At 62.4% G+C, this 13,636-nt stretch carries 12 protein-coding genes; 1 reads left to right on the top strand and 11 read right to left on the bottom strand.

All coding sequences use genetic code 11. From position 1 onward, the window contains the following. Positions 1–12: 12 nt before the first annotated feature. The 4 genes from PQQ96_RS34915 to PQQ96_RS34900 form a co-directional block, all read right to left on the bottom strand. On the bottom strand, positions 13–924 hold the full coding sequence (locus PQQ96_RS34915) for an NAD(P)-dependent oxidoreductase (protein WP_408300957.1): 912 nt from the start codon (positions 922–924) through the stop codon (positions 13–15). Further along, entirely contained in the window at positions 921–2,648 is a 1,728-nt protein-coding gene (gene ilvD, locus PQQ96_RS34910) for a dihydroxy-acid dehydratase (protein WP_408300955.1), read from the bottom strand. Before ilvD ends, PQQ96_RS34915 begins: the two co-directional genes overlap by 4 nt. Before the next feature lie 88 nt (positions 2,649–2,736). Then, positions 2,737–3,516, bottom strand: a complete 780-nt coding sequence (locus PQQ96_RS34905) for an SDR family NAD(P)-dependent oxidoreductase (protein WP_408300953.1) — start codon at positions 3,514–3,516, stop codon at positions 2,737–2,739. 10 nt (positions 3,517–3,526) lie between these two features. Next, positions 3,527–4,864, bottom strand: a complete 1,338-nt coding sequence (locus PQQ96_RS34900) for an MFS transporter (protein ID WP_408300951.1) — start codon at positions 4,862–4,864, stop codon at positions 3,527–3,529. A gap of 237 nt (positions 4,865–5,101) precedes the next feature. Here PQQ96_RS34900 and PQQ96_RS34895 point away from each other — a divergent pair, with 237 nt between their 5' ends. Continuing rightward, positions 5,102–6,067 (top strand): LysR family transcriptional regulator, encoded by a 966-nt coding sequence (locus tag PQQ96_RS34895; RefSeq protein ID WP_408300949.1) that lies wholly within the window; start codon positions 5,102–5,104, stop codon positions 6,065–6,067. Positions 6,068–6,201: 134 nt separating this feature from the next. Here PQQ96_RS34895 and PQQ96_RS34890 read toward each other — a convergent pair whose 3' ends face one another. The 7 genes from PQQ96_RS34890 to PQQ96_RS34860 all read right to left on the bottom strand — a co-directional run bounded on the left by PQQ96_RS34890 (position 6,202) and on the right by PQQ96_RS34860 (position 13,622). Continuing rightward, positions 6,202–7,371, bottom strand: coding sequence for a porin (locus PQQ96_RS34890; protein ID WP_408300947.1), 1,170 nt, complete (start codon positions 7,369–7,371; stop codon positions 6,202–6,204). A gap of 147 nt (positions 7,372–7,518) precedes the next feature. Beyond that, positions 7,519–8,373, bottom strand: a complete 855-nt coding sequence (locus PQQ96_RS34885) for a class II glutamine amidotransferase (RefSeq protein WP_408300946.1) — start codon at positions 8,371–8,373, stop codon at positions 7,519–7,521. A 129-nt stretch (positions 8,374–8,502) separates the two neighbouring features. Next, entirely contained in the window at positions 8,503–8,868 is a 366-nt protein-coding gene (locus PQQ96_RS34880; protein ID WP_028196001.1) for a response regulator, read from the bottom strand. Positions 8,869–8,889: 21 nt separating this feature from the next. After that, positions 8,890–9,861: a chemotaxis protein CheX gene (locus tag PQQ96_RS34875; RefSeq protein WP_408300944.1), complete on the bottom strand. Its 972-nt coding sequence runs from the start codon at positions 9,859–9,861 to the stop codon at positions 8,890–8,892. A gap of 44 nt (positions 9,862–9,905) precedes the next feature. Then, on the bottom strand, positions 9,906–10,445 hold the full coding sequence (locus tag PQQ96_RS34870) for a hypothetical protein (protein ID WP_408300943.1): 540 nt from the start codon (positions 10,443–10,445) through the stop codon (positions 9,906–9,908). Next, positions 10,442–11,176, bottom strand: a complete 735-nt coding sequence (locus PQQ96_RS34865; protein WP_408300941.1) for a methyl-accepting chemotaxis protein — start codon at positions 11,174–11,176, stop codon at positions 10,442–10,444. The genes PQQ96_RS34870 and PQQ96_RS34865 overlap by 4 nt, the downstream gene beginning before the upstream one ends. A 55-nt stretch (positions 11,177–11,231) precedes the next feature. Then, entirely contained in the window at positions 11,232–13,622 is a 2,391-nt protein-coding gene (locus PQQ96_RS34860; protein WP_408300939.1) for a HAMP domain-containing protein, read from the bottom strand. Between the last annotated feature and the right edge of the window lie 14 nt (positions 13,623–13,636).

The following is a 13,636-nucleotide window of genomic DNA, read 5'->3' as shown; positions in this document are numbered from 1 at the left end:
CTCGTGGTTTACTCATGACTCGTCGGTCATTCGCTGTTCGAGCAGGACTTTAATGATCTGCGAGATATCTTCCTCGCCGAGTCCCCGATCGACCGCTTCATGCAAAAGATTGCGCACTTCGCCGACGGCGCGCAATGGCGCGTTAGCCTCACGCGCCAACTCCGCCACCGCGTCGAGATCCTTCAGCATTGTCCTGATCGTGCCCGATGGACTCGACGGCGGCGTCAGCATCCGCGGCATCAAGGTTTGCAGCAGCACCGAATCGGCCCAGCCGCCTCGCAAGGCAGCCGGCATCGCAGCGGCGTCGATACCGACGCGTTGAGCAAGAACGCAGGCTTCAGCAATGCCCGCGATGGTCGTCACGACAATCGCCTGGTTTGCGAGCTTGGTCGCCTGTCCTGCGCCAGTGGCGCCCATGCGCGTGACACGCGAAGCATAGGCGCGCAGCAGCGGTTCAACTGCGGCGATATCGTTCGTGCTGCCGCCGCACATGATCGCGAGCGTGCCCGTCACAGCGCCTGCCGTGCCACCGGACACCGGCGCGTCGATCCACACGCCGCCAGTCAGGTCATGCCAACGCTGGGCGAAGCGCAGCGTTTCAACAGGCGCGATGGTCGAGTGGTCGATCAGAAAGCGCGGTGCGGCGGCGGCATGCGCGAGCCCCTGTTCACCGAAGACGACGTCTTCAACCGCATGGGCGTCGCCGAGGCACAGCATCACGACATCGCTTGCCTCGGCCAGTTGTCTGGGCGAATCGCTGACGACACTGCCCTCTGCTGCCAGCGCGGCCAGCTTCGCCGACGATCGATTCCACACCCGCAGCGCGTGCCCGGCCGCGAGCAAGCGCCAGGCCATCGGTTCGCCCATTTTGCCGATGCCACAAAAGCCGACGCGCAGCGCATCCGGCGCGACGGCGGCGCTCATGCCTCGTCCTCACCGATCGACGCCTCATACGGCCACTCCACCGCGCCCGAATGCGTCACCGCACCGAGATTCGCCGGCCGCACCAGCGCTTCATATTTCTCCAGTACGCCGCCTAAGCGACCCCTTGTGAACGGCACAAGCTCCTTGCTGCGCTGTGCGAGTTCCTCATCGCTCAATTCCACATCGAGCGTGCCTTTGTGCGCGTCGATATGAATCCGGTCACCGTCCCTCAGCAAACGAATCGGGCCACCTGCCGCCGCTTCCGGTCCGACGTAGCCGATACACATGCCGCGCGTCGCACCTGAGAAGCGTCCGTCGGTCAGCAGCGCGACTTTTTCGCCCATCCCCTGACCGTAGATCGCCGCCGTCACGCTCAGCATCTCGCGCATGCCGGGGCCGCCCTTCGGCCCTTCGTTGCGGATCACAAGCACGTCCCCTTCCTGATAGGTGCGCTTCGACACGACCGACATGCACGCCTCTTCGGTTTCGAACACCCGCGCGGTGCCGCTGAAGACCAGCGATTTCAGGCCCGCGGTTTTCAGACACGCGCCATCCGGTGCGAGATTGCCGCGCAACACCACCAGTCCGGCGTTCTCGCTTAGCGGTTCGTTGTGCGGACGGACGACGCGGCCATCCGGGCCCGCGAACGCTTTCAACGCGGTTTCGAGCGTTTCGCCGGTTTGTGTCAACGTATCGCCATGCAGGAATCCGCCGGCGAGCAATGCATTCAGGACCGCGGGCACGCCGCCAACGTGATACAGATCGAGCGCGAGATACTTGCCGCCGGGCTGCAGATCGCCGATCAACGGCGTGCGGGCCAGCACCTCGGAGACATCGTCCAACGTAAAGCGAATGCCCGCCTCGTGCGCGATTGCTGGAATGTGCAGCGCTGCGTTGGTCGACCCGCCGGTGGCCGCCACTGCGGCGCAGGCATTTTCCAGGCTCTTGCGCGTGACCAGATCGCGCGGCAGCGGACCGCCGTTTTTCAGCGTGTTCATGACCGTTTCGCCGGCGCGGCGTGCAATCGCAATGCGCTCGCTGTAGACGGCAGGCACCATCGCCGAGCCGAGCGGCGCGAGACCCAGCGTTTCGGCGACCATCGCCATCGTGTTCGCGGTGAATTGTCCGGGGCAAGATCCCGCACCCGGCGTGCAACGCTTCTCGATGCCGCGCAAGGTTTCGAGCGACATGTCGCCGCGTTGCGCCGCGCCGACCGCTTCGATCGCGGTCAGAATCGTCGCTTGTGTGCCGTCCGGTGCGATGCCCGGCAACATTGCGCCGCCGAACAGAAACACGCCCGGCACGTTCACGCGCACCATGCCCATCAGAATGCCGGGCAGGGTCTTGTCACATCCGGCCACGCCGACGAATGCGTCGTAGCAGTGCGCGCGCACGAAAACCTCGACGCTGTCCGCGATGATTTCGCGCGACACGAGACTAAAGCGCATGCCCGAATGATTCATCGACGTGCCGTCCGACACCGAAATCGCCGAGCCGCGAATCGGCACGCCGCCGCCCGCTGCGACGCCGAGGCGCACGTTGTCGGACACGGCTGCGAGCGACATCGAGCACGGCGTGTTTTCACCGAACGTATCGACGATCGCAACGAAGGGCTTCTCGATCGCGGCGTCGTCCATGCCGGTCGCTCGCAGGAATGCGCGATGCGGCGTGCGCGTGATGCCTTCGGTGACGGTGCGCGAGCGGTGTTTGTGGAGATTGCTCATGGTTTTCTTCCTGTACGTATCCGTATGCGGTGCTGTGCGTTCAGCCGTTCAGCCGTTCAGCCGTTCAGCCGTTCAGCCGTTCAGCCGTTCAGCCGTTCAGCAGCATGCCGTTCTCGGCGGCGATCACCTGGCCGGTCATCGAAGGCGCATGCGCGACGATGAACCAGGCAAGATCGGCGATCTCGCCAGGCTGCGACACACGCTTGAGCGGCGCGACATTCGTCATGTTGTCGACGATCTTCGCGTACGCCTCTTCACCCAGCACACGCCGCGGCAAGCCGTCGTCCACCATGCCGGGCGCCAACGCATTCACGCGGATATGCGGCGCGAGATTGCGGGCAAGCGAGAGGGTCAGCGTATTGACCGCGCCCTTCGAAGCCGCATAGGCAATGGAAGACCCCGTACCGTTCAGTGAGGCCAGCGACGAGATATTGATCACCGCTGTGCTATGCGAAGCGGTCGACGAATCGCGCAGCACGGGCACCGCGGCGCGCGTCATCTGAAACATGCCAATCAGGTTCACGCGATACACGCGCTCGAACTCCATGTCGTCGACGGCGGCCAGATCGCCGTGCGGGATGAAGCGCGTGGTGCCGGCGCAGTTGATCAGCGCGTCGATGCGCTGCCACTTCGAGGCCACCGCATCGACCGCTTTCACGCACGCGGCGTCGGAACCGACGTCGACGTCGAACACCAGCGTCTCGGCGCCGAGTCTTTTGCATTGCGCTTCGACGGCCAACGCCGCTTCGCGCGTGCTGTCATCAAAGTTGCCGATCGCCACCGCCCAACCGGCGCTCGCAAAGCGCAACGCGGTGGCCGCACCGATACCGGTGGCCGCGCCGGTGACCATACAAACCTGCTGCATCATCCTGCTCTCCTCATGCTGTTTTGCGCGCGGCCGGCATCGCCAGCACGATCACGGCGGCCAGCACCAACGCGCAGGCGAGCACGATCATGCCGGGCAGCAAGGTGCCGGTCGTGTCCTTCAGGAAGCCGATCACGTACGGGCTCACGAAGCCCGCCAGATTGCCGGTGCAATTGATCACCGCGATGGCCGCCGCCGCGCCCACGCCACCCATCAGCGCGGTCGGAATGCCCCAGAACACCGGCGCAATCGAATTGATGCCGATCGCCGCGACCACCAGCGCCGCCATCGAGAGCCAGACGTGTTGGCCCAGCAGCACTGACGCCAGCATGCCGGCGGCACCCAGCACCGCGCACACGGCCACGTGCTTGCGCCGCTCATCGTGCTTGTCGGCGTGACGCGCGATCAGGATCATCGCGACCGCGCTAATCAGCGACGGCACGGCCGACAGCAAACCGATATTCGCCACGCTCACCACGCCGCTCGCGCGGATCATCGTCGGCAGCCAGAAGACGAGTCCGTAGTTGCCCATCGCGATACAGAAATACAGCAGGCCGAGCAGCCACACCTTCGGATTGGTGAACGCGCCGCGTACCGTTTGATGCGCACGGGTCTGCGCATCGGCTTCGAGGTCGCGCGCGAGCAGCGCTTTTTCCTCGTTGTTCAGCCAGCTCACCGACTCGATGCGGTCACGCAAAACAAAAAACGCCGCGATGCCCACCAGCAACGAGGCGATCCCTTCGATCAGGAACAGCCACTTCCATCCGGCAAGCCCGTGCACGCCAGCCAGTTGCTGCATGATCCAGCCCGACACCGGGCCACCGATCGCACCCGACACCGGAATCGCCGCCATGAACAGCGCGATGATCTGCGAGCGCCGGTTCGAGGGAAACCACGTCGACAGATACAGCACGATGCCGGGAAAGAACCCCGCTTCGGCAACGCCGAGCAGAAAGCGCAGCACGTAGAACGAGGTCGCGCCACTCGCGAACATCGTCAGACACGAGACGATCGACCACGTGACCATGATTCGCGCAATCCAGATGCGTGCGCCGACGCGATGCAGGATGAGGTTGCTCGGCACCTCGAAGATGAAATAGCCGAGAAAGAAAATGCCGGCGCCCGCGCCGTACACGGTCTCGCTCAACGAGAGATCGGTGAGCATCTGCAACTTGGCGAAGCTCACGTTCACGCGATCGATATACGCGACGATGAACGCGAGAAACAGAAACGGCACGATGCGCCACGCGAGCTTGCGATAGAGCGCCGTGCGTTCCGCGGATTCCGTCGGTGCCGGGGGGGCATCAGACACAGCGGGCCGTTCGGCGCCGCCGTAGAGAGGGGTGCTCATGCTTGTCTCCTTCCGCGCGCTTGAATGCGCGCTGTGGTCGTGGCGATGCGGGGCATGGCGCGGCTCCGGTTATACCCTGAGTCATGTGATCGACGCCCAACTGCTATGCTCGACGCACCCGCTTCACGCTCTACCGTCATGCCGATAGCGAAGATTAGCCGGGTTGAGCGCCGCACCGCAAATCACTGTTTCGGCGCGGGTCATTACCGTTCAGTTATGTGTACCGAGAAAGCACGGATGGCAACTACCGAAAACGACGCAATCGACCGTTTCTTCCGCAGCGGCCTGAAGCTGCCGCATCTGCGCATCCTGGTGAGCCTCGCGGAGCTTGGGCAGGTGACGCGCGTCGCGGCCGCCTTCCACGTGACCCAGCCGGCCATTTCGAAGCAGATTGGCGAAATCGAGGAAGCGCTCGGCGTCCCGGTCGCGCGACGGGTCGGCAACGCGGTCGAGTTAACCAGCATCGGCAAAGTGATGGCCGCGCGTGGCCGCGAAATCCTGCGGCACATCGAACTGGCGCGCCGCGACGTCAGTGCGCTGACCACCGGCACGGCCGGTCACGTCCGCTTCGGCGCGGTTGTGACGATTCCTCAGCCGCTGATCGCGCATGCGGTCGAACTGTTCATGCGGCGTGCGCCATCGGCGACGCTTTCGTTCGTGGAAGCGACGCTCGACAAGCTGATCAAGATGCTCGACGAAGGCGAGCTCGATCTCGCATTGGGCCGCAACCGGATCGCCGGCAACCAGGGCTTGTTGCGTCAGCAGACGTTGCATCGCGAGCCGTTCGTGTTTGTCGTGGGTGCGAGCCATCCCCTCGGCAAGGTCGATATGCCGGTGAACTGGAACGATCTGCGCTCGGTGCGCTGGATTACGCCACTGCGCGGTTCACCCGCATTTGCGACGCTGGCCGAGACGTTAGCGGAGCAAGGCATTCCGCTCGATCGCGGCGCGGTTGAATCGAGTTCGTTGACGTTGAATCTGTCGCTGCTGATCGGCGGAGACTTCGTGTCGATCCTGCCGCTGTCGGTCGCACGGCATCATGTAAGCCGTGGACGCATGCGCGTGCTGCCGCTCGCGCCGCTCGAACCGTTAGGTGAAGTGGTACTGGTGTGGCGCGCGGATACCTCCGCGCCGGCGGCGGATCTGTTCAGCGAATGTTTGCGGGAATCGTCGTCGGAATTGCTGGATGGTGAGGCGGAGTGATGCGTGTGGGCTCACGTATCGCTGATTGCCCGTCGGCTCCCGAATGTTCTCACCTTTGAGCTTTTTGAAGGCATTCGGAAAGCCGGCCGCCGTCACAGCAGCCGGCTCGCTCAACCTGGCAATCAACCACGCAATCAGAACTTGTGACGAATCCCCACAATCGCCACTTCCTGGCTGTTAGTCCCTGAATTCACGCCGTAATCGCCAATCGACGCCTGGGCGCTGACCACCTTGCCGCTAGCGTTCAGCGTGTTGCCGCTCGCCTTCTGGTAGCCCGCCAGTGCATACAGATCGGTGCGCTTCGACAGCGCGTAGTCCGCACCGAGGTTGACCTGGTTGTAATGCGCCGAACTCGGGCCCGTCAGCGACGTGTAGTTATAGCCCACGCCCGTGCGCAAGGCCGGCGTGATCTGATAGTTGAAGAACACCGAACCGTTGTTGAACTTCGCGGTGTTGCTGAACGCGGAGAACGCGTCGTTCGCATACTGCGTGTTCGAGTAAGCCGCGCCGATCGTTGCCGCGCCGATCACATACTGTCCACCCACACGCACGATCTGAATCGACTTCGCACTCGCAAAGCCGGCGTTGATGACCGTGTTGAACAGCGAATCGGAACTGCTGGTCCACGTCCGTACATTCGCGGCCGTCGTGGTGTTGCCGCCGTTCGCGTAGAAGTAGCCCGCGCCGAGCGACAACGGCCCGTTTGCGTAGGCTGCGCCGAAGCTGTACGTCTGGCCGCTACCCGTCGCACCCGCCACACCGCCCACGCCATACAGCGCCTCGACCTGGAAGCCGGCGAACAGCGGGCTCACATACTTGACCGAGTTGCTCACACGCAGACTGTTGTCGTAGTTGTCCAGGTCGCCAGGCGTGCCGAATACGCCGCCGAAGTAGTTGTCTTCCGTGAGGCCCTGGACCAGATCCACGATCGGATCGTATTGACGTCCGAGGGTCACCGCACCCCACGTGCCGCTCGACAAACCAACCACCGCCTTGCGGCCGAATTCGCGGCTGCCCTGCCCAAGCGCGCCCGTACCGATGTTAAAGCCGTTCTCGAGTTGGAACACCGCGGCGAGTCCGCCGCCGAGGTCTTCGGTGCCCTTGAGGCCCCAGCGGCTGCCGGACAGGTTGCCGCTGCTGAACTTCACGAGCGACGATTGATTCTGGCCGTTCGCGCTTTGTGCGTTGTGCACGTAAGCGATACCGGCATCGACGATGCCATACAGCGTGACGCTGCTTTGTGCCTGAGCGCTGGCAGCAAGAAGAAGACCGGCAGGCAATGCGAGGAGAGAAAGTCGTTTCATTTTTCAATTTCCCGTATCAATGTTGTATTTGTTTAAATCTGGCGCAACGATACGAGATGGGTTTGCGTCGGCAAACTAACTAATTCTTCGATGGATATGAAAGTGCCGGTAGCGCGGCCGCTTCCAAGGTCACGCGTTGGTGCGATGTCACGCCGGAACGGCGGACCGTTCGGAGGGCGCGTACTTCGAGGTCGCGAGCACTTCGGCGGGAACGGGAACATGCGTGCGCCGCAGCAGCGCGCCGCTGCGAAACATCAGCAGATCGCCCGGCTGGCAGGGGGTCCACACTTCGTCCGTGAGCGGCGTGGTGGCAATCACCGCTGTACGATCGGCCGGCGTGCCACGCTCGGCGAAATCCACCGTCAGATCGCCGTCGACGAGACGTGCACTCGAAAACGGCCAGTGACGTATCACGTACGACAGACGCGTCGAGCAATACGCGAATTGCGCTTTGCCATTCGAGAGCACGAAGTTGAAAATGCCATACGGGTTCAGCGTGCGCGTCGCCTGCTCGATCACATCGAACATGGCGTCGACGTCGTCCACATCCGTATCCGCTTGGGCAACGAAATAGGCGTAGAGACGATTCATGATGAAGCAGAACGCCGCCTCGCTATCGGTCGTGCCGACCGGTGCATACGGACCTTGCTCCGGTTCACCGAGCGGTTGCAGGTCGCCGTTATGCGCGAACACCCATTGCTGCCCACGCAACTCGCGCATGAACGGGTGGCAGTTCTCCACGCGCGCGCCACCTTGAGTCGCCTTGCGAATATGCGCGACGACATTGCGCGACTTGATCGGATAGCTTTTCAGAAACTCAGCCACCGGCGACTGACACGCGGGTCTATCGTCGACGAACACGCGGCACGCGCGATCTTCGTAAAACGCCACGCCCCAGCCGTCGACGTGATGATCGGTGAGGCCACCACGTGCGGCGAACCCCGTCAGCGAGAAGCTGACGTCGGTAGGTTCGGCGCAGTTGAGGGCGAGCAGTTGGCACATGATCGCAGACTAGCGTGTTTCAACCGCCGCCGTTATAGCGAATCATGCTTTGCAAAGCATCGGCGCACGGGCTCCCGAAAACCCTCACCTTTGGTCGGGCCGCGGCCTGTGCCGCCGCCTGTGCCGCCTTTAGCTCGCCAGCTTACGGAACGTTTCCAGCACCGCGTCGCCCTTGAACGGCTTGACGATCCAGCCTTTCACGCCGGCCGCCTTGCCGCGCTCTTTCATCGCGGGGCTGCTCTCGGTCGTCAGCATGATGACGTTGACGGTCGTGTTAGCGAGTTCGCCGCGAATCTTTTCGACCATCGTCAGGCCGTCCATATTCGGCATGTTGACGTCACTGATCACCAGCTTGATGCCCGGGCTGGCCTTCAATTTGGCGAGGCCATCCTTGCCGTCCACCGCCGTATCGACGTCCAGACCGTTCTTCTTCAGGAAGCCGGCCACTTCGTCGCGCACCGTGCTCGAGTCATCCACCACCAGAATTTTCGACATGATTTTTCCCTATGACAATATTCAGAACAGATCCAGTTCGCCCGCTTCGACCATCGCGCCGACATCGTCCGTGACTTCCTTGAAGTCCTCCGGCGACCAGCTCAGGCTGAACACAAAACGTTGATGCAGCTTGACCGAACGGCCCGATTGCGGGTCCGTCAGCGACAACATGAAACACAGTTGCGGATTGCCGCTGCCGAACGAGATGTACTTGTGCTTGTGATTCACCAGCAACGGCACTTGCACCTGGCTGCGCAGCCAGGCGTCCGCATCGCCGACATAGCGGTTCTTGAACGAACCCCAGATCAGATTCGTCACTTCGCCGAGCACGCCATTCAGATCGCGGAAGTTCGCCTCGCCATCCTCTGCGTTGTCGATCATCCGGTGGCGATCGAGCAGTTCGAGAATCGGCGCCTCTTCCGCCTGCATCATCATGTAGCCGCGGCACCACGTGCTCTCCAGCGGAATCAGGCTGAACACTTCGCCGAAGATGATCCGGTCACGCACGATATAAGGCGTGTCGCACGTGATGGTCAGGTCCTTGAACACGTCGCCGAGAATGGCCTGCGTCATATCGGCAATGCCGCGCACTAACGCGTTCGGGTAGTCCAGACTGAAGATGTACTCGTCGATCACCTGACGCAAAGGCGCCATATCGTGCGCGACGTAGGCCGCGCAGACCACCCGGCGCAAGCTCTCCGGCAAACCGTCGACGCTCGGATCGGCCTCTCGCCGCATGATGATCGGCAACTCGGGGCGCACCGCGTTGATCCTGATCGCGATCTCGGCGCTCGCTTCGGCTGAACCACCGTAGCTTTCAGCGAACAGCACCGCGCCCAGGTCGATGTTCGAGCGCAGCACCGACTGCAAGCGGTTCTTGCCGACTTTCACGCCGACCAGATTGTTCTCGTCGCAGAAGCGTTTTAGCGCCTCCTTATGCACCGGGCAGTCGTCCAGCACCAGCACCTTACTGACCGGTTTATTCATGTTCATTTTGCGTTCCTGCTCACTGCGGATATCGGCGTCATGGTCAACACTCAAAACAACTCCAGCTCACCGCTGGTTTCTTCAATTGCGCTCGTGTCCGCCACGAAGTCGATCGGTGCATGCGCGCACACACATACTGTCGCGGCCAACTGCACGGAACCGTTAAGCGTGATCGAATACGACGACAGAAACGCCGGCTTCAATTCCGCCAGATGCCCCAGACAACGCGCGCTCAAGACATAAGGCGTCGACATGCCGAGGTCCGGGAAATAGTGCAGCAATTCCTGATTCATCGCGCCACAGCACAGATTGCAGATTTCCAGAAAGGCTTCCTTGAACGGCAGTTCGTCGCCTTCTTTCAGGTAGTAGTTGCGCGTGCTGTCGTTCTCGTCGAAGTGAAGGATCAGCAGCAGCCTGAACACGATCGACGAGATGGTCAGCACGACCACCTGGGTGTCCTTCGTTACGCCCGCACCGGCCTCTGCGAGCGGCGCGATCTCGCACGTATCGCCGGCATCCCGCGGCAGGCGCGCCTGCGCCGCTTTGCGGAAAATGCGGTCGAAACTGTCCTTCGCGTTGCCCGTGATCACATCGGCACCTGGTGCAGCTTCGAGTGAAACTGGTTGGCGAGCGATTCGACGCTGGAGAGCGACGCCGCGATCATCTTGCCGCCGGCCTGGATGTCCTGGAACGTGGAGGTGGTGGTCAGATCGTTGCGGTGCAGGCTGTCGCGATAGCTCTTCGACAATTCCTCAGAACGCGCGGCAAGCGCCCGAACCTCGCTCGCCACCACCGCGAAGCCGCGTCCAGCCGGACCCGCGCGCGCGGCTTCGATCGACGCGTTCAGCGAGACGATCACCACATGCCGGACGATCGACGACAGCTCCTGATTCTTCGCGTGCATGTCGTGGTTCTGCGTCATCAGCGAGATCATCTGCTCGTGCCAACGCTCGAATGTCGCGCCGAGGCTCTTCAGACGCGCGGCTTCGCCGGCGATCTGTTGCGCCTGATGCGCCCACTGGTCTTTGTCGTCGGTCGCGGCTTTCAGCGTGGCGCGCAGTTCATCGACGCTGGCCGATTGCTGCCTCAGTTCCTCGCGCAACTGTACGGCCAACGCCTCCATCTCTTGCGCGGCCTGTTCGCGTTCGCGGATTGCTTCACTGTGGTCGGCCTGGTCCGCCGACAACGCTTTGATCCGTGCATCCGCTTCGGCGCGCAACCGTGCCGTCAGCCTCGTGCTGTGCAACTTGTGCGCGACAAATGCCAGCAGCGCGGTTACCGCGCTGCCTGCCACCGTCGCCAATACGTACTGTTGAATCACACCCTATCCTTCCGAAGTCCGTCGCGAAGCGCGCCAATCGGCGTTCGACCAACGCTCAATCCGCCATCGCGTCAAGTTGCACTTCGCCGGCATCGCCACGCGCGTCCACACCGAGCGTATCGACGGCGACGTTATCCGGCAGGCAGACAATCGTCTGGAACTGACGGAACGCGGCGCCCTTGTGATCGTCGGTGAAGCGCAGTTCGATGCGACCGTTCTCGCGTTTGAGGAAGTCGCGCACGGCGTCCATGCCGACGCCGCGGCCCGACACTTCCGTAACCGTTGCTGCGGTGGAGAAGCCCGGGCGGAAAATGAATTCGGCGATGGCTTCGTCGCTCAGTTGTTCATCGCTGCCAATCCAGCCGCGCTCGGCGGCAATGCCGCGGATCCGTTCGAGCGCGAGGCCACGCCCGTCGTCGCTGAGCGTGATCTGGAGCGCGTGATTGTCAACGCCCACTTCGATATCAATCGTGCCGGCCGGTGTTTTGCCGTGTGCGCCGCGGGTCTCGGCAGTCTCGATGCCGTGATCCATCGAATTGCGCAGCAAATGCATGAACACGTTGTTCAACGTGCCACCCGCCTGACCGCGCAGGCGGTAGCCGTTGTCGTCGATACGCACGGTCGGCGCCGGCTTGCCCAGTTCCTGCGCGAGCGAAGGCAGCGAGTCCAGCACGCCGGACAGCGCGTCGCGCACACTTTCGCTGCCCAGGGCGCGCAGGGTTTGACGCATCGCATCGCGCATCGACTGCAATTCGTGGAGTTCGCCCGCGTTCGTCGTGTCCAGCATGCTCAAGGTCTGCTGAATCTGGTCCTTCTCGACCATCACGTAGCGGCCCGCATTGCCGGCGTTGTTCGCTCCGGCTTTGGCCTTGCGGCCGAGGCTCTGTTCGTTGATCCTGGCGTAGCTCTCGATCGCCTCGCGCACGCGCGTCAGCTCCTGCATCAGGTGTTCCTGATCCCACGAGCGGTCCGCGTCCGGTTGGCGCAGTTCGTGATAGCTCTGCTCGGTTTCATGAACGACGTTGGTCAGATGCGCGAGGTTATAGGTCCGCGCATTGCCCTTGATGGTGTGCATGTTGCGGAACAGCTCGGCAATCGCCGCGTGGTCCGCTTCCGAATGCTTGCGAATGATGCGCTCGTTCTCGCTGACAAAACCTGCGGAGCTTTCGATGAAGTGATGGAACTTCTCTTCGCTGACCGCGAGAATCTCGCCGATCATGTCCAGACGGCGGCGCTGTTCGCTGGCTTCCGCGGCGAGCTTGCGCAGTTCGGTGACGTCACGCACACACAGCATCAAGCGCACGATAACGTCGTTTTCGTCGGTGATCGCCGACCAGCTGAGGTCGAGAATCTTCACCCGGCCATCGGGCATGCGCTTCGAAATTTCGCCGACCAGCAGATGCTGATTGAACGCGAAGTTGATGCAGTCTTCGCCGAGGCACGCATGTGCGGCGGCGTCGACTTGCGAGAGCACGTCAGAGCCGAGATCGGTCTCCGAGAACACCAGATCCATCAGACCGCGACCGGCGATGTCTTTCGTTTCGAAGATGTCTTCCAGATACGCCGAGTACTCCGCGTGGACCACGGCGCCGTCGATCACCGTCAAAATACCTTGCTGCATGTTCTGCAACATCGCCTGAATGTCGGCGGTCTTCTGCTTGAGTTGCGCCGAGCTTTCCTGGATCTTTTCAATCATGCCGTTGAAGGCGACGATCGAATGGCCGATCTCGTCCAGCCGGCCCACCGGCACGCGGCGCGTGAAATCCTGGCTCGCTGCGATCTCGCTCATCATCGCTTGCATGCGGCTGAGCGGACGGGTGATCTGACGGTAGAGCAGCGTACCGATGAAGGTCAGCAGAATGATCGCGATACCGGTGACGATGGCGATGGCCGTCGTGGTGGTGGAAAGCGTGGCGTTCAGTGCCGTGATCGCTTCGTCTTTCTGGCGGTTCTTCTCGACGCGGAGGGTTTCGACGATGCCTTCGAGTTCGTCGCGATACTGCGCGACGTTGGCGAACAGATACGCTTGCGCAAGTTCGTTCTTGCCGTCGGCCTTCATTTTCGCCGTCTCGGCGATAGCGTCGAAGTAGTTCACGAGGCTGTCGTTCGCCTGGGAAACGAGGCCTTGCTGGGCGTGGCTCGCGGCATCTTTGGCTTGCAGCGCGAGGCCCTGTTGCAGCGAGGCCTTTTTCTTCTTCAGTTCGTCTTGTGCCTGGGCGACCATATTGGCGTCCGGCGCGTAGACGAGGGTCATGGTGGCAAGTTGCACGTCCTTGACCTGCGAGACGAGGTCGGCCGAGGCGAGCGCGCTAGGGACGACACCCTCGGTCACTTTGCGCACTTCGGCCGCGCTGCCGCGCGTCTGATAGACGGCGTAGCCGCCGATCGCCGACAGGGCGACGAACATTAAGACCACTAATAGCGTGATGCGATGACGAATAGTCATGTGAACCCCCCGAG

Origin of the sequence: Paraburkholderia sediminicola, from assembly GCF_046027825.1 — a bacterium.
Classification (GTDB): Bacteria; Pseudomonadota; Gammaproteobacteria; order Burkholderiales; family Burkholderiaceae; genus Paraburkholderia; species Paraburkholderia sediminicola_D.
Note: the sequence above shows the minus strand (reverse complement) of the source record. Positions and strands in the feature narration are given on the sequence as shown.